This window comes from Pseudomonas sp. LH1G9 (assembly GCF_002949975.1).
In the GTDB taxonomy this organism is placed as follows: Bacteria; Pseudomonadota; Gammaproteobacteria; order Pseudomonadales; family Pseudomonadaceae; genus Aquipseudomonas; species Aquipseudomonas veronii.
This window is the reverse complement of the sequence record NZ_CP026880.1, coordinates 696,260-714,429: the sequence shown is the minus strand read 5'-3', so window position 1 is coordinate 714,429 and position 18,170 is coordinate 696,260. Positions and strand designations below refer to the sequence as shown.

6 protein-coding genes are annotated in these 18,170 nt (G+C 65.5%); 2 read left to right on the top strand and 4 right to left on the bottom strand.

Features of this window, described 5'->3' with window-relative positions:
- Nucleotides 1-90: 90 nt before the first annotated feature.
- Nucleotides 91-12,987 (bottom strand): non-ribosomal peptide synthetase, encoded by a 12,897-nt coding sequence (locus C5F70_RS03340; RefSeq protein ID WP_104902718.1) that lies wholly within the window; start codon nt 12,985-12,987, stop codon nt 91-93.
- A gap of 46 nt (nt 12,988-13,033) precedes the next feature.
- Complete coding sequence (locus C5F70_RS03335) at nt 13,034-13,786, bottom strand: thioesterase II family protein (protein ID WP_017845801.1); 753 nt, start codon at nt 13,784-13,786, stop codon at nt 13,034-13,036.
- Between the two features lie 303 nt (nt 13,787-14,089).
- Here C5F70_RS03335 and C5F70_RS03330 point away from each other — a divergent pair, with 303 nt between their 5' ends.
- A complete protein-coding gene (locus C5F70_RS03330; protein ID WP_017845800.1) occupies nt 14,090-14,641 on the top strand; it encodes an RNA polymerase factor sigma-70 in 552 nt (183 codons plus the stop codon).
- Nucleotides 14,642-14,677: 36 nt separating this feature from the next.
- Here C5F70_RS03330 and C5F70_RS03325 read toward each other — a convergent pair whose 3' ends face one another.
- Nucleotides 14,678-15,466, bottom strand: a complete 789-nt coding sequence (locus tag C5F70_RS03325) for an ABC transporter substrate-binding protein (RefSeq protein WP_104902717.1) — start codon at nt 15,464-15,466, stop codon at nt 14,678-14,680.
- A gap of 92 nt (nt 15,467-15,558) precedes the next feature.
- Nucleotides 15,559-16,182, bottom strand: coding sequence for a TetR/AcrR family transcriptional regulator (locus tag C5F70_RS03320; RefSeq protein ID WP_046484016.1), 624 nt, complete (start codon nt 16,180-16,182; stop codon nt 15,559-15,561).
- Nucleotides 16,183-16,336: 154 nt separating this feature from the next.
- Here C5F70_RS03320 and C5F70_RS03315 point away from each other — a divergent pair, with 154 nt between their 5' ends.
- A complete protein-coding gene (locus C5F70_RS03315; RefSeq protein WP_102618027.1) occupies nt 16,337-18,115 on the top strand; it encodes an acyclic terpene utilization AtuA family protein in 1,779 nt (592 codons plus the stop codon).
- The last annotated feature ends 55 nt before the right edge of the window (nt 18,116-18,170 follow it).

The following is an 18,170-nucleotide window of genomic DNA, read 5'->3' as shown; positions in this document are numbered from 1 at the left end:
GGGCAAGCCCCCTCCCACATTTGAAAGCATGAACCCGGTCGAGTGTGGGAGGGGGCTTGCCCCCGATGAGGCCCATGCAGGCAACGAAAACTACAAGCCCTCCAACTCCGCCATCAAATCACTCAACCGATCCACCTTCTCGGCACTGATCGCTGTCGCCGCCAGCCCATCGATGTACTCGGCCAACTGCGCCACCGTGCTGCACTCGAACATCGCCCGCAACGGCACATCCCGTTGCAACGTCTTCTGCACGCGCGAGGCGATCTGCGTGGCCAGCAACGAGTGCCCGCCCAGTTCGAAGAAGTTGTCCTGCACGCCCACCCGGTCGACCTTGAGCACCTCGGCCCAAATCGCTGCCAATGTCCCCTCCAGTGCCGTGCGTGGCGCCAGGTAGGCCTGGTCGTGCAACTGGCCGATTTCCAGGGCCGGCAGGGCGTTGCGGTCGAGTTTGCCATTGGCGTTGAGCGGCAGGCGCTCGAGCCAGAGCCAATGCAGTGGCACCATGTATTCCGGCAGTTCAGAACGCAGGTGTTGCTTGATGCGCTCCAGGCACTCGCCAGGGTTGAACGCAGCATCAGCGGCCACTAGATAGCCGACCAGATGCTTGCCATTGACGCCCTCCTGCACCCCGACCGCCGCGTCGCGCACTGCCGCTTGTTCATGCAGACGCGCTTCGATTTCCCCCAGCTCGATGCGGTAGCCGCGGATCTTCACCTGATGGTCGATACGCCCGACGTACTCCAACACCCCATCGCGGCGCCGCCGTGCCAGGTCGCCGCTGCGGTACAGACGCTCGCCCGCGGCGCCGAATGGGTTGGGCACGAACACCTGGGCGGTGCGCAGCGGGTCGCTGACGTAACCGCGCCCTACGCCGGTACCGGCGACGCACAGCTCACCCACCGCGCCCTGCGGCACCAACGCCAGCGCAGCGTCCAGCACGTACAAGCGGTTGTTGTCGGTCGGCGCACCAATCGGCAGGTAAGTGCCCCGGGTCGAGGCCAGGTCGACACGGAAGAACGCCACATCATCCGAACATTCCGCCGGACCATAAGCGTTGACCAAGCCAACCTCGGGGTAACGCAGCAACCACTGTTGCGCCAGCTCCGGCGGCATGGCTTCACCGGTCGGCAGCATCCAGCGCAGGCCGTCCAGGCGGATGCGTGCCTCGGCCAGCATGCCCTGGATCAGCGACGGCACGCTTTCCAACACGCTGATGCCCTGGGCCTGCACATGGGCGAGCAAGCCCTGGGGATCGTGGGCGACGGCATTCGGCACGATATCCACCCGCGCGCCGAACAGCGGCGCGGCAAGGAACTGCCACACCGAAATATCGAAACTCTGCGAGGCGGTTTGCGCGATCACGTCCACCGGGCTCAGGTCCAGGTACGGCACCTTGCTCAACTGGTTGTTGAGCATGCCGCGCTGTTCGACCATCACGCCTTTGGGCTGGCCGGTGGAGCCCGAGGTATAGATCACATAGGCAAGGTTGTCCGGGCCACTGTAAATGCCGGGGTTCGCCCCACGAGCAGGCACCTCCTCCCACACCAGCAACTGGCATTCCACGCCTTGCAGCAGCTCAATGGCCTGTTCGCGACACGCCTCGGTACACACCAGCAACGGGGTGCGGCTCAGCTCGATAATCCGGCTCAGACGCTGACCGGGCAGCCCCGGGTCGAGCGGCAGGTAACCGGCACCGGCCTTGAAGCTACCAATGATCATGCCGAGCAAATCGAGACTGCGCTCCGCCAGCAATGCCACCGGCTGGTCCAGGCCGACACCCGCGGCGATCAGTGCGTGGCCCAGGCCGTTACTGCGCCGGTTCAACTCGGCATACGTCCACTGTCGGTCGAGGCACGTAGCGACGGTGCGTTGCGGATGCTGCGCCACCTGGGCTTCGAACAGCTCGATATAGCTGCGCTCCAGCGGGTAGGCGTGCTCGCTCCGGTTGCAGCCGTGTACCAGGAATTCACGCTCCTGCGCGCCCATCAATGGCAGCTCGGCCATGTCGCCATGAAAACCCTGCATCAGCGCCAGCAGCAGGCGCTTGAACTCGCCCAACATGCCCTGCACGGTGCTTTCATCGAAGTAACGCTGGTCGTAGGACAGGTGCAAACCAAGCTCATCCCCCGGATAGCACACGGCCGTCAGCGGGAAGTTGGTGTGGGTGCGGCCGGAGTCCGAGGTGGCGTTCAGGCTTTGCGCACGGTCGAGTACCGAGACTTCCACCGGGGCGTTTTCGAACACGAACAGGCTGTCGAACAGCGGTTGGCCCTTGGGCAATTCGCTGTGTTCCTGAAGGGTCACCAGCGGCAGGTATTCGTACTCGCGCAGTTGCATATTGCTGTCGAGCAGGCCATTCAACCAGTGGCGCACGCTGCACTGTTGGCCCTCCTCGGGCAGCTTCACGCGCAGCGCGATGCTGTTGATGAACAGGCCGACGGTCCGTTGCATGTCCGGCATGTCCACCGGACGCCCGGCCACGGTGACGCCGAACAGCACGTCACGCTCGCCGCTCAAGCGCCGCAGCACCAGGGCCCATGCGGCCTGGGCAAAGGTGTTGACGGTCAGTTGATGGGCCTGGGCCAGTTCGCGCAGGTGTATACCGTCGCGGGCATCGAGGCGGATGTAGCAATCGCCCACTACCATGCCGCCGCTGCCACCGGCGTGTTCGCGCAGGAACGGGCGGTCGCTGGGGATCGGCGTGGTGCGCTCGAAGCCCCGCAGGTTGTGCTGCCACCACTGGCGCGCCGCACTCAGGTTCTGGCGTTGCAGCCAGGCGATGTAGTCGCGATAACGCGGCGGCGTGGCCAGTTGCGCGTCGTGGCCTGCGCCGAGGGCCGTGTAGAGGTCGAAGAAATCATTCATCAACAGCGAACGGCACCAGGCATCGATGAGGATGTGGTGGTTGCTCATCATGAACCAGTAGCGCGCTTCAGCGACGCGGATCAGACGCAGGTGGAACGGCGCCTGGTTGAGCAGATCGAAACCGGCTTCGCGCTCGGCCTTGAGCAGCGCTTGCAGGCGCGGTTCCTGTTCGGCCTCGGCAACGGCGCGCCAGTCCAGGTACTCGATCGGCGTGCTGCCGGGTTTGTGGATCACTTGCAGCATGTCCTCGCCGACGTTCCAGCAGAACGAGGCGCGCAAGGCTTCGTGACGGGCGATCACCGCTTGCCAGGCCTGGGCGAAACGCTCGGGGTCGAGGGCGCTGTCGATGCGGTAGCGGTCCTGCATGTAGTAGAGGCCGGTGCCCGGTTCAAGCAGGGTATGCAGCAGCAGGCCTTCCTGCATTGGGGTCAGCGGGTACACGTCTTCGATCGCACTGGCGGGCACCGGCAAGGCGTCCAACTGCGCCTGGGTCAGGCGCGCCAGGGGGAAGTCGGAAGGCGTGAGGCCGCCGGCACCGTCCTTGAGGCAATGGGCGATCAGGCTGTGCAGTTCGTCCAGGTAGGCCGCGGCCAACTCGCCAATCGTCTGCTGATCGTGGCGTGCGCGGCTGAAGGTCCAGCGCAGCACCAGTTCGCCGCCGTACACCTGGCTGTCGACACTCAGTTCGTTGGGCAGCGGCGCATCCGGGTCATGGGCGAGGCCGGCGGATTCCTCCAGCGGGTGGAACAGTGCATCGGCGCCGAAGCTCTGGTCGAACTGGCCGAGGTAGTTGAAGGTGATGTCGGCACTCGGCAGTGCGGCCATCGTCTGTTTGCACAGGTCGTCCGCCAGGTAGCGCAGCACGCCGTAGCCCAGGCCTTTGTGCGGCACGCCGCGCAGTTGCTCCTTGATGGCTTTGATCGATGCGCCCTGCTCCGCCAGCGGCGTCAGGCGCACCGGATAGGCGCTGGTGAACCAGCCGACGCTGCGGGTCAGGTCGATCTCATCGAACAGGGTTTCGCGGCCGTGGCCTTCCAGCTGGATCAGCGCCGAGGCGTGACCGCTCCAGCGGCACAGCACGCGGGCCAGGGCGGTCAGCAGCAGGTCGTTGACCTGGGTGCGATAAGCGCTGGGGGCTTGTTGCAGTAACTGGCGGGTGCGTTCGGCGTCCAGGCGCACACTGAGCGTCTCGGCATCGCGATGGCGCAATGCGCCGTGCGGGCGCGCCACCGGCAAGGGCACCGCCGCACCGGCCAAGCGCTCCTGCCAGACGCACAATTCTTCGCGCAGGGATTCGCTGCCGGCATAGGCCTGCAAGCGGGCGGCCCAGTCGCGCAAGGCACTGGTCTTGGCCGGCAGGCTGACGGATTGGCCGTCGCTCAATTGGCGATAGACGTTTTGCAGATCCTCGAGCAACACACGCCACGACACACCATCCACCACCAGGTGATGGATCACGATCAGCAGGCGCTGCTGGCCTTGCGGGCCGTCCACCAGCAATGCGCGCAACAGCGGGCCGTGGGCCAGGTCGAGGCTGCGTTGGGTGTCGCTGAACAACGCGCTGCACTGTTGCAGATCACGCACTTGCGCCTGCATCAGCACGCCGCCCTCCGGCACGGCCAGGTGTTCGGCGTGCCATTGCGCGTCGCGCCGGGTGAAGCTCAGGCGCAGCGCGTCATGCTGTTCCAGCACCGCCAGCAGGGCTTGCTCCAGGCGATGGGGATCGAGCAGTTGCAGCGGTTTGAGCACCAGCGCCTGGTTCCAGTGTTGACGCGCGGGAATCTCTGTCTCGAAGAACCACTGCTGGATCGGCGTGAGCCCCGAGCGGCCGCTCAGCACGCCTTGCTCGGCGCTGACCTGCTCGGCGCGCGTGGCGACGGCGGCCAGGGTCTGTACGGTCTGGTGCTGGAACAAATCCCGCGGGCTGAAGTGAATCCCGGCCTGGCGCGCACGGCTGACCACCTGGATCGACAGGATCGAATCGCCGCCCAGTTCAAAGAAGTTATCGTCGAGACCGACCTGCTGCACGTTCAACACCGCGCACCAGATCGCCGCCAACGCCTGCTCCAGCGCGTTGCGCGGCGCCACGTAATGTTGGCGATTCGCCTCGGCATCCGGCGGCGGCAAGGCGCGGCGGTCGAGCTTGCCGTTGGCGGTCAGCGGCATGCTGTCCAGCACGAGCCAATGGGCGGGCACCATGTAGTCCGGCAGTTGCGCTTTGAGGTGCGCCTTCAAGGCGTCGCGCAAGGGGCCGTGCTCGGCGTCGCTGGCCAGATAGGCCACCAGCTGTTTGCCGCTCGGCGAATCCAGCGCCAGCACCACCGCTTCAAGCACGGCGGGATGTTCGAGCAGGCGCGTTTCGATCTCGCCCAGTTCGATGCGGAAACCACGGATCTTCACCTGATGGTCGATCCGCCCGAGGTATTCCACCTGGCCATCGCTCAGTTGGCGCACCAGATCGCCGGTGCGGTACAGGCGACCGCCATGGGCCGCGAAGGGGTCCGCGACAAAACGCTCCGCGGTCATCCCCGGACGCTGGTGATAACCCTGCGCCAGCCCTGCCCCGCCGACGTACAACTCGCCGCTCGCGCCTTGCGGCACCAGGGCCAGGTCGGCGTCGAGAATATAGGCCACGCGGGCGCCGACGATGCTGCCGATCGGCACGCTGCCGACGCCCTCCGCCAAGTGCTGCGGTGCGAGGCCGGCCAGCGGCATCACCACGGTTTCAGTCGGGCCGTAGGCGTTGAAAAACACCTGCGGCTGGAACGCCGCGCGGATGCGCTGCAGGTGTTCGCCGGTCAGCGCCTCGCCGCCGGTGATGCACAACCGCACCGGCAAGGTCTGCCGCTGGGTCGCCAGCCATTGCGCCAACTGGCTGCCATAGCTCGGGGTGAAGCCCAGCACATTGATGCGGTGGGTGCGGATCAGCCCGCAGATCTGCTCGGCATCCCACTGGCCCTGGGCGCGCAATACCAGTTGTGCGCCGCTGAGCAACGGCACCAGCAAACGCTCGGTGGCGGCGTCGAAGTTGATCGAATAGAAGTGCAGCTCACAGTCATCCGGGCGCATGCCGAAACGCTCGATCACGGCCTGGCAGTGCATGGCGATTTCGCCGTGGCACACCACCACGCCTTTCGGCTTGCCGGTGGAGCCGGAGGTGTAGATCAGGTACGCCGGGTGTTGCGGCAGGCTGAGAAACGGCGGCTCACTGGCCGGGTAGTTCGCCAGCACCGGCAGGTCGTCTTCCAGGCACCAGCACGCCAGCGTCGCCGGCAGTTCACCGAGGGCGGCGAACATCGCCGCATCACTGAGCAGCAAGCCGATGCCGCTGTCTTCGATCATGTAATGCAGGCGGTCCAGCGGGTACTCCGGGTCCAGCGGCACATAGGCGCCGCCGGCCTTGAGAATCGCCAGCAGGCCGATGACCATTTCCAGGGAGCGCGGCAACGCCAGGCCGACGCGCACCTGCGGGCCGACGCCACGCTCGCGCAGCATCCAGGCCAGGCGGTTGGCGCGGGCATTCAGTTCGCGGTAGCTGAGGGTCTCACCGGCAAACGTCAGTGCCGGCGCGTCGGCACGAGCTAGTGCCTGCTGGTTGAACAGTGAGTGAAGGCACTGGTCGAGGCGCTGTTCAGCCGCGTCGCTCCCCAGGCTGCGCTGCAATGCGTGCTGCTCGTCGGCACCCAGCATCGGCAGTTCGCTGAGGCGTTGCTGCGGGTCGGCGATCAGCGCTTCGAGCAGGTTGCACCAATGTTCGGCCATGCGCGCAACGCGCGGCTCATCGAACAAATCGGTGCTGTAGGTCAGGCAGCATCCCAGGCGATGGTCGAGGTCGGTGACTTCCAGGTTGAGGTCGAACTTGGTCGCACGCGCATCGTTGGCCAGGTACTCGACGCTCATCCCGCCCAGTTGGCGGCGCTGCTGGAATTCCCAACGCTGCACGTTGCACATCACTTGGAACAGCGGGTTGTACGCCGCGCTGCGCGGTGGTTGCAGCGCTTCCACCAAATGGTCGAACGGCAGGTCCTGGTGAGACTGGCCCTCGATCACGGTGTGACGAACTTGCTCGAACAACTCACCGACGCTCATCTGCCCGTCGAGCCGGCAACGCAGTACCTGGGTGTTGAGGAAAGCGCCGATCAGCCCTTCGCTTTCCGGGCGAATCCGATTGGCCACCGGAGCGCCGATGCGCAGGTCGGTCTGGCCGCTGTAGCGGTAGAGCAACACCGCCAGCGTGGCAGTCATGCTCATGAACAGGGTCAGGCCGTGCGCAGCATTGAAGGCCCGAACGCGCGCGGCCAGTTCGTCGCTCAAATCAAAACGGTACAGCCCGCCGCGGTGGCTTTGCACCGGCGGCCGCGGGCGGTCGCCGGGCAGTTCCAGCAGCGGATGCTCATAACCCAATTGCGCGATCCAGTAATCGAGCTGGCGCTGGCGCTCGCCGGACTCCAGCCACTGGCGCTGCCACACGCTGTAGTCGAGGTACTGCACCGGCAGCGGCGCCAGCGGCGAGTCGCGCTCATCGATGAAGGCTTCGTACAGCGCGCTGAGTTCACGGGCAAAGATGTCCATGGCCCAGCCTTCGGTGACGATATGGTGCAAGGTCAGCACCAGGTAATGCTCCTGCGCGCCGGCCTTGACCAGGCACACGCGCAACAGCGGCCCGGTTTCCAGGTTGAACGGCGTGTGCGCCTCGACATCGGCCAGCTGCTGCAAGCGTTGCTCGCATTCGAGGTGGCTCAGCGCCGAGAAATCCTGCCAGCCCATGCGCAGGCCGGTCTGCGCCGACACCTGCTGATGGGCCACGCCATCGACGCTCGGGAAGGTGGTGCGCAGGGTTTCGTGACGCATGACCAAGGCCTGCAACGCGGCCTCGAAACGCCCCACGTCGAGCACCCCGCGCAAACGCGCCATGCCGCCGACGTTGTACGCCGGGCTGTCCGGCTCCAACTGCCAGAGGAACCACATCCGCTGCTGGGAATAGGACAGCGGCACCGGCCGGCTGCGGTCGACCTGGGCGATGGCGGTCTGTTGGTTGCGTTGGCCAGCGGCCTGGATCAGCCCGACCTGCTCGGCAAACGCGCCGAGTTCGCTGGCTTCGAACAGGGTGCGCAACGGCAGCTCGACGTCACACGCCTGGCGGGTGCGCGAGATGATTTGCGTGGCCAGCAACGAATGGCCGCCGAGGGCGAAAAAATCATCGCGCAGGCCGATCCGCGGCAGGCCCAGCACTTCGCGCCAGATCGCCGCAATCTGCTGCTGCAACGGGCTCTCGGGTTCAACGTGTTCGCGGGTTTGCCACACCGGCTCGGGCAGCGCACGGCGGTCCAGCTTGCCGCTCGGGCTCAGGGGCATGGCGTCCAGGCGCATCAGGTGCGCGGGCACCATGTATTCCGGCAGCGCGGCGGCCAGGGCGGCTTTGACGGTTTGGGCGTCGAGCGCGGCAGTGGCGGTGTAATAGCCGATCAATTGGTCATCGCGCACCAGCACCACGGCCTGGGCGATACCGTCGAGGGCCAGCAGGCGCGCTTCGATTTCTTGCGGTTCGACGCGAAAGCCGCGCAACTTGACCTGCTGATCGAGACGACCGAGGTAGTCGAGCACGCCGTCAGCGCTCCAGCGTGCGCGGTCACCGCTGCGATACAGACGGCTGCCCGGCGCGCCCAAGGGGTCGGCGACAAAACGCTCGGCGGTGAGCCCGGCGCGGCCGAGGTAACCGCGTGCCAGGCCGATGCCGCCGATGCACAGCTCGCCCGGCACCCCCGCTGGCAACGGGTTGAGCTGCTCGTCGAGCACGCGGCAGATCACATTGCCCAGCGGTCGGCCAATCGGCGAGCGCTCGCCATCCTCGGCGCGGCAGTGCCAATGAGTGACGTTGATCGCGGTTTCGGTCGGGCCATAACGGTTGTGCAACTGCACCGCCGGCAACCGCGCAAGCACACGGTCACGCAACTCGGCGGGCAAGGCTTCGCCGCCGCAGAACAGACGGCGCAGGCTGGTGCATTCGGCCGTCAACGGCTCGTCGATAAACAGCTGCAACAGCGGCGGCACAAAGTGCAGAGTGGTCACGCCATGGGCCTGCACCAGTTGCGCGATGCGCTGCGGGTCGCGCTGCTCGCCCGGCCCCGCCAACACCAGGCGGCAGCCGGTGATCAGCGGCCAGAAGCACTCCCACACCGACACGTCGAAACTGATCGGAGCTTTTTGCAGCAGCACGTCGCTGTCATTCAGCGCGTAGGTGGCCTGCATCCACTGCAAGCGCTCGGCCAGGGCCGCATGGGTGTTGCCCACGCCCTTGGGCTGGCCGGTGGAACCGGAGGTGTAGATCACGTAGGCGAGGTGCTCGCCGTCCAGATGCAGGCCCGGCGGCTGGGTCGGCCAGCGGTCGAGGTGCAGGCTGTCCATGGCAATCACGCACACGTCTTCGGCCGTGGGTAATTGCGCCAGCAACGCGGTCTGGGTCAGCAGCAGGTGGACGCCGCTGTCCTTGAGCATGTAGGCCAGGCGCTCGGCGGGGTAATCCGGGTCCAGCGGCACGTAGGCGCCGCCGGCCTTGATGATCGCCAGCAGGCCGATCAACAGTTGCGGCGAACGCTCGGCGGCGATGGCCACGCACACGTCGGGGCCGACGCCTTTGTCGCGCAGGTAATGGGCCAGGCGGTTGGCCTGGGTGTGCAGTTGGGCAAAGCTCAGGCTGCCGCCCTGCCAGACCAGCGCGGTGCGGTCCGAGGTGTGTTGGTTGAGCTGTTCGGGCAACCATTGCCGGGCCGGCGCGCAAGGCGCTTCGCTCCAGGGCCGCTGTTCGTCGTGTTGCATCAATTTGAGGTCGCCGAGAGCCCGCTGCGGTTGCTCGCACACGGCGTGCAGCAGGTTGATGAAGTGCTCGGCCAGGCGTTGGATGGTGGTGCTTTCGAACAATTCGTCGGCGTAGTCGAACGCCAGGCTCAGGCGCCCGTTGCGGTCTTCTTCGCTGTGCAATTGCAGGTCGAACTTGGCTTCGCGGCTGTGCCACGCCAGCTCTTCGGCGAGCAGGCCCGGCAGGCGACGCAAAGCGCCGAGGTCGCGCTGCTGATGGTTGAACATCACCTGGAACAGGCCCTGTTCGCGGGCGTGGGGGAACGCTTCGAGCAGTTGTTCGAAGGGCAGATCCTGATGGGCCTGGGCGCCCACTGCCGCCTGGCGCGTGGCCGCCAACAGCTGGTTGAACGGCAGGCGCCCGTCCAGCTCGGCGCGCAGTACCAGGGTGTTGATAAAGAAGCCGACCAGGCCTTGGGTTTCCTGGCGCGGGCGGTTGGCGCTGGGCACGCCGATGCGGATGTCGCGTTGGCCGCTGTAGCGGTAGAGCAAGGTCTGGAACGCCGCGAGCAACAGCATGAACGGCGTCGATTGGTTGGCCTGGGCAGTCTGGCGAATCGCCGCGCTGAGGCTTGCGCCCAGACGCACGTTGTGGCGCGAAGCACTGTTGCGTTGCCGCGCCGCACGCGGGTGATCGGTGGCCAGGCTCAAGGCCGGGTGTTCGTCTCCCAACTGCGCCTTCCAGTACGCCAGTTGCCGCTGGCCTTCACCCTCGGCCAACCATTGGCGCTGCCAGTTGCCGTAGTCGGCGTATTGCACGGCCAGTGGCGGCAGTTGCAGGGGCTGGCCCTGGGACGCCGCGGCGTACAGGCGCGAGAACTCATCGATGAGGATATTCAGCGACCAGCCGTCGGCGATGATGTGATGCAGCGTCACCAGCAACTGATGGTCTTCGTCGTCCAGGCGCACCAGGCTCACCCGCAGCAACGGGCCGTTTTCCAGGTCGAACGCGGTGTGCGCCTGCTCCTCGCGGATCTGCTGCGCACGGGCTTCGCGCGCGGCGGCGGGCAGATCGCCAAGGTCGATGACGTGCAAGTCGAATGCGCTGCTGGCCAATACCCGTTGGAAGGCTTGCCCATCCCGTTCGTAGAAGCGCGTGCGCAGGGCTGGGTGGCGCTGGATCAGCTGCGCGAAGCTGGCGCGCACTGCGTCTGCATCCAGCTCGCCGCGCAGGCGCAGGGCACCGGGGATGGTGTACGCGTGGCTCTGCGGGTCGAGTTGCCAGGTGATCCACAGGCGATTCTGTGCGAGGGATTGCGGCAGTTCATCCTCATGCGACAAGCACTGGATCGCGCCTTGGGCGACGCCGCCATCCTGCTGCAGCTGTGCCACATCGGCGGCGAAGGCCGACAAGGTCGGCGCTTCGAACAGCAGGCGCAGGTTCAGTTCCAGACCCAGGGTTTCGCGCAGGCGCGCAACCACTTGGGTCGCGCTGATGGAGTTGCCGCCGAGCAGGAAGAAGTGGTCATCCGCCGCTACCGTCGCAACCTGCAACTGCTCGCACCAGATCGCCGCGATCTGGGTCTGCAAGGTGGACCCCAGCGCGACATCACTGGCCGCCCCTTGCAGACCGGGGAACTGCGCATAGCTGTCGAGGCTGCCATCGGCGTAACGCAACGCACATGCCGAGCGCTGCAGCTTGCCGCTGGAGGTCTTCGGCAACGCGCCGGGGTTGAGCAACACCACCACGCACGGCGCCTCTTGATAGGCTTCGGCCACGGCTTGGCGGATCGCCGTGATCAGCGCTTGCGGCGCGAGGATTTTCTGCACGCTGCGGCTGATCTCAGCGGCGATACCGATGCCTTCCTGGCCCTGCTCATTCACCGCGAACGCCGCGACCCGACCTTTGCGCACCACCTCCACTTCGCGCTCGATGGTCTGCTCGATGTCCTGCGGGTAGAGGTTGTGGCCGCGCACGATCAGCAGGTCTTTCAAGCGCCCGGTGATGTACACCTCGCCCTCGCGGATAAAGCCCAGGTCGCCGCTGCGCAGCCAGGTGCGGCCGGCGTGCTGGACGAAGGTCTTGGCGCTGGCTTCGGGGTTGCGCCAGTAGCCGTGGGCAATGCTCGGGCCGCTGGCCCAGAGTTCGCCGACGCAGTTGTCAGGCAGTTCGCTCAAGGTATGGGGATCGGCGATCAGCACCGCGTGGTCCGGCTGATGCGTGCCGCAACTCATGATCGCCGCGCCCGGCCCCGGCTCGGCGCGGTTGGCGGCCAGCGCCTGTGCATCCAGGCGCAGCGCCGGGATGCCGTGGCCACGGCGGCCGCCGGCGACAAACAGAGTTGCTTCGGCCAGGCCGTAGGAGGCGAAGAAGTTGTTCGCGGTGAAACCGCACGGGGCGAACTTCTCGGCGAAGCGTTCCAGGGTGTCGAGGCGGATCGGTTCGGAGCCGGAATACGCCACGCGCCAGCGCTTCAAATCCAGGCGTTCCAGGGCCGATTCGCTGACCCGTTCGCTGCACAAGCGGTAGGCGAAATCCGGGCCGCCGCTGATGGTGCCGCCGTATTCGCTGATCGCTTCCAGCCAGCGCAAGGGCCGGCCGAGGAAGTACGCCGGCGACATCAATACGCAGGGCACGCCGCTGAAGATCGGTTGCAGCAGGCCGCCGATCAGGCCCATGTCGTGGTACAGCGGCAGCCAGCTGACGATCACGTCATCCGGGTTCAGGTCGATGCCGAAACCGCGCCGGATCAGCAGTTCATTGGCAACCAGATTGCCGTGGCTGACCTGCACGCCCTTGGGCAAGGCGGTGGAGCCCGAGGTGTATTGCAGGAAGGCGATGTCGTCGGCTTGCACATCGGTGGCGACCCAGCGCTCGGCAAGCGCGCTGTCGAGGGTGTCGACCGCCAGCAGCGGCGGCGCGTTTTCGATCTGCGCCAAGTCGTCGCCGAGGCTGGCGATGGTCAGCAACAGGCGCGGTTCGGCGTCGGCGATGATCGACAGCAAGCGCGCCTGGTGATGGTGACGAGCGGACTCCGGCGGATAGGCCGGCACCGCGATCACCCCGGCGTACAGGCAGCCGAAGAACGCCGCCACATAGTCTGGCCCGCTGGGGAACAACAACACGGCACGGTCGCCCAGGTCGGCGTTGGCCTGCAGGGCGGCGGCGATGGTACGGGCGCGCCGGTCGAGGTCGCGGTAGCTGAGGACCACGTTGTGTTCGGCGGACTCAGCGAGGAAACGCAGAGCGATCCGCTCCGGAGTCTGCGCGGCGCGGCGTTGAAGGGACTGGGCCAGGGTGCGGGGAAGTTCGAAGGCGTCCATCATGGGGGGTTCCTGCCTGAAATCGGCTTACGGGAAAATCGGGAAGGGTTCAGCCGGCGGTCAGTCGCCGCGCCGCGCCATTGCGCCAGCGCGCCAGGTGTTCCTCGGCGTAGCGCCGCACACAGCGCAGCACCGCGCTTTCGTGCTGCACCAGAAAGAAGTGGTGGCCGTCGAACAGGTCCAGGGAAAACCCGCTGGCGGCGTCTGCCTGCCAGTCGAGTAACTGGTCGGCGCGCACGCTGTCCTGCTTGCCGCCGAACACATGGATCGGCATGCCCAGCGGCTCGCGTCGGCCGTAGGCGAAGCTGCCGCAGAGCAGGAAGTCGGCGCGCAGGATCGGCAGCATCAACTGCATCAATTCGCGGTTGGCCAGGGCTGCTTCGGCGGTGCCTTGCAGGTCGCGCAGACGGGCGATCAGTTGCTCATCGGTCTTTTCGCGGGCGTACTCGCTGACGTCGCGCCGCGCCGGGCCGGCGGTGCCGGACGCAAACAGCGCCAGCGGCGCAGGTACGTTGCGCGCTTTGAGCGCGTGCGCCAGCTCGAACGCCAGCAGGCCGCCAAGGCTGTGGCCGAACAACGCGTAGGGGCCGTTCAGGTCACGACTGATTTCATCCGCCAACTGCGCGGCCAAGGCGCCGATGTCGCGTTGCAACGGCTCGTCCATCCGCATGCCGCGCCCCGGCAACTCCAGCGGGCACACCTGCAACCAGTCCGGCAGAACACGCCGCCAACGCACGTACACCATGGCGCTGGCCCCCGAATAAGGCAGGCAGAACAGGCGCAGTCGAGTCGGCGCGCTCATCGCTCGGCGCCCCCCACCTGAAACGCGCCATATGCACGATAAAAACCCATCTCGCCCTCCTGCGGGTGCTGATCCTTGGCCGTTTTACCAACGAACCTGTCACCCAGAAGAACGGACGGCGTCGCCAAATAATTAGTCGTCGAGGACGAGCGAGACGGGGTTCACACCTTCAGCCCACGGACAAAATCAGTCAGACTTCTCATTTGACAATAATTATCATTCAGCATAATTTGTTGCCCGATGTGTAGGAGGCCTCAGCACGGACGCCCTCCCCTAACCTCTTTTGCGATCAAGGTGATTTCCATGACGGAACAAGTATCCACAGGCAGGTGCGACTCACCGCTGCTCCAGGCATTCGTCGATAATCGGCTGATTCTGGTAAAGATCGCAGCACGTATTACCGGCTGCCGCTCCCGGGCCGAAGACGTCGTGCAGGATGCCTACTTCCGGCTGCAATCGGCGCCGACGATCACCTCATCGTTCAAGGCGCAATTGAGTTATCTGTTCCAGATCGTGCGCAACCTGGCGATCGATCACTATCGCAAGCAGGCCCTGGAGCTCAAATATTCGGGGACCGAAGAGGAAGGCTTGAATGTGGTGATTCAGGGCGCGTCACCGGAAACTTCGCACATCAATTTCAACACCCTGGAGAACATCGCCGACGCCCTGACGGAACTGCCCCAGCGCACCCGCTACGCGTTCGAGATGTACCGTCTGCACGGCGTGCCGCAAAAGGACATCGCCAAGGAACTCGGCGTCTCGCCGACCCTGGTCAACTTCATGATTCGCGATGCGCTGGTGCATTGCCGCAAGGTGTCGGGCAGTCACAGCGATACATTTGCACGGCGGCTCTGAAACTCGCCCCGGCGCGAAGCCTGGTCTCCCGAAACCTCAGGGCACCGCCGTCACATCGATGCGATAGGGCTCGAATATCTTCAACAGCTCGCCGTCATCACGCAAACGTTTGAGCAGGCCGGCAAACGCTACGCTGCTGATCGGCGCCTTGGGCCGCAGCAACGCGTAGTGGTGGTACACCTGGTCGACGCGCTCCGAGATCAGGAACTGGGCGGCCATGTCGACGTTGCGCGCCAGAAAATCACTCAGGTACGAGCGGGTCACCAGGGCGATATCGGCGCGACCGCGCGCGACCATCAGCAGGTTACTGTCATGGGAGTAGGTCAACGTCGCGTTGAAGTGCTCGGCCATGAACTTGGGGTCGGCATTGAAGTTGGCGAAGGCGTAGTGATAACCGCTGAATACCGCCAGGCGCTTGCCGCCAAGGCTGGCGAAATAATTCTGGTCGCGATCGGGCTCACGCTGGGCGACGAAGATTTCGGCATCTTCCAGGCCCATGTCGACCGTGGTGTGAGGAATCTTCTGCCAGCCCCAGTCGGGGTTTTCGAAAATCGCCACGTCGACCCGGCCCTGCTCGAAATCGCGAAAGCGTCGCGGGATCGAGGTCGGCACCAGCACGAACTGATAGTCGGTTTGCGAGGCGTTCAGGGCTTCGACCAACTGCGGCAGCAATCCGGTGTCGGCGCCCTGCTCGGGGCGCACGGTGTACGGCGGAAAATGCGCAGCGCCGATCCTCACCAATTGCGCAGCCGAAGCCGGCATCCACGCAACGGTGCCCAGTGCCCATAAAGTAAGTCCTGCAGCCAGTCGCCATGGCGAAAACATTAAGGCACACACCGTTTAACCTGCTGATGGCAATAAGCTAGGCGTTTTTGTCTGGCGAGACAACTTCCACCGGAAAATTAATAGCTTGCGCCTCAATCAGCCTTCAAAACCATCAACAACGCCTCTTCGGCCAACTGCTCGAGGGTCAAGCTGCCCTCGGCGCGGAACCAAGTGGTGGTCCAGGACAAGGCACCGGTGAGGAAGCGCCGGGCGATAAACACATCCCCCTTGATATAGCCGGCGGCCTTGGCCTCGCCCAGCACCTGCAGCCAGATCGCTTCATAGACATCACGCAAGGCCAGCACCCGGGCCTGGCCCTCGGCCGACAGCGAACGCCACTCGTACACCAACACCGCCATGGCTTCGCCACTGCCGCCCATGATCGACTGCAATTCGCAGCGAATCAGCGCCAGCACGCGCTCGCGCACCGTGCTCGCCTCTTCCAGCGACGCACGCATCAGCGCAGTGTTGTAGCGGATGGTTTCTTCCATCACCGCGCGCAGGATCTCGTCCTTGCTCTTGAAGTGATGAAAGATGCTGCCGGACTGGATGCCCACGGCACCGGCCAGGTCGCGCACGGTGGTGCGCTCGAAGCCCTTGTTGCGAAACAGGTGAGCCGCGGTTTGCAGCAACTTGCCCCGGGCACTGTCGGGGTCGGTCAATTGGCCGCCGTCGACCATGGCGCGCATCACCCGCAGGGCTTTGTGCTCATCCATGCTGCTCTCCTTTACGTCTGCTGACATCTTGGGCGGCAATTTAGGCCGTGCCTGCCAGCCAAGCAAGCGCTTGGCTGAAAACTTGTGTCCGGAGTTTACAAACCAAGCGCTTGCTTGGTAGTCTCGTCGCCAGCCATTCGAGGAAGGATTTCTCATGAGCAAGACGGTTCGCATCGGCTGCGCCAGCGCCTTCTGGGGCGACACCTGCACCGCCGCCGCCCAGTTGGTACACGGCGGCAAGCTGGACTATCTGGTGTTCGACTACCTGGCGGAAGTCACGATGTCGATCCTCGCCGCTGCGCGGATCAAAGATCCCCAGGCCGGCTACGCCACGGACTTTGTCGAGGTGCTGTCGCCGCTGCTGGCCGAAATCCAGCGCCAGGGCATCCGCGTGATCAGCAACGCGGGGGGCATCCACCCCCAGGCCTGCGCCGCCGCCCTGCAAGCGGCCTGCGACGCGGCGCAACTGCCGCTGAAAATCGCCGTGCTGCTGGGCGATGACCTGCAGCCCCAACTCAAACACCTGCGCGACAGCGTCGACATGTTCAACGGCGCGCCGCTGCCGCCGTTGTGCGTGTCCGCCAATGCCTACCTCGGCGCGCCGGGCATTGTCCGCGCGCTTGAGCTGGGGGCGGATATCGTCATCACCGGGCGGGTGGTCGACAGCGCGGTGGTCAGCGCCGCGTTGGTGCATGAATTCAACTGGTCATGGCAGGACTACGACCGCCTCGCCCAGGCCGCCCTGGCCGGGCATATCATCGAATGCGGCGCGCAGTGTACCGGCGGCAACTTCACCGACTGGCGCGACGTGCCGGATTACGAGCACATCGGTTTTCCCATCGTCGACGTCAGCGCCGACGGCCAGTTCACCGTGAATAAAGTCGCGGGCAGCGGCGGGTTGATCAGCGAGCTGAGCGTGGCCGAACAACTGCTCTACGAAATCGGCGACCCGCGCGCCTACTTGCTGCCCGATGTGATCTGCGATTTCAGCCAGGTCAAATTGCAGCAGCAAGGCAAACACAGTGTGCGTCTGCACGGTGCCAAGGGTTTGCCGCCGACCGCTCAATACAAGGTCAGCGCCACTTACCCGGACGGCTTTCGCTGCACCGCCAGTTGCCTGATCGCCGGGATCGACGCGGTGGCCAAGGCCGAGCGGGTCGCCCAGGCGATTATCGACAAGACGTCGGAGCTGTTCAGCCAGCGCGGTTGGGCGCCCTACACCGAGGTGAACATCGAACTGCTCGGCAGCGAAGCCACCTACGGCGCGCATGCGCGACGCCGGGACTGCCGCGAGGTGGTGGTGAAGTTGGCGGTGCGCCACCCGAGCAAGCCGGCGCTGGTGCTGTTCGCCCGCGAAATCGCCCAGGCCGCCACCGGCATGGCACCGGGGCTGACCGGCATCGTCGGCGGGCGGCCGACGGTGTATCCGTTGATTCGACTGTTTTCGTTCCTGATCGATAAATCGTCCTGTGAGCTGGCGATTGATTTGCAGGGTGAACGCCACGCTTGCGCGCTTCCGGCCAGCCACGCACTGGGCACGCCGGCCGCCGCCCTCGAACCGCCCAAACCCCAAGGCCGCGCCGATGCCAGCGTACCCCTGGTGAAACTCGCGGTGGCCCGTTCCGGCGACAAGGGCAACCACAGCAACATCGGGGTGATTGCCCGCGACCCGGCGTACCTGCCGTGGATCGCCGAAGCCCTGACCCCGGCCGTGGTCGTCGACTGGATGGGCCACGTGCTCGACCCGGTCCACGGTCGCGTCGAACGCTGGTACCTGCCCGGCAGCCACAGCCTCAACTTCCTGCTGGAAAACGCCTTGGGCGGCGGCGGCATCGCCAGCCTGCGCATCGACCCGCAGGGCAAGGCCTTTGCCCAGCAGTTGCTGGAAATCCCCATCGCCGTGCCGCAGCACATCGCCGATCAACTCACGTAAAGGAGCGTTGCCGTGGCCTTCGACTCGATCTTCAAAGCCGACCTGCCGGATGTCC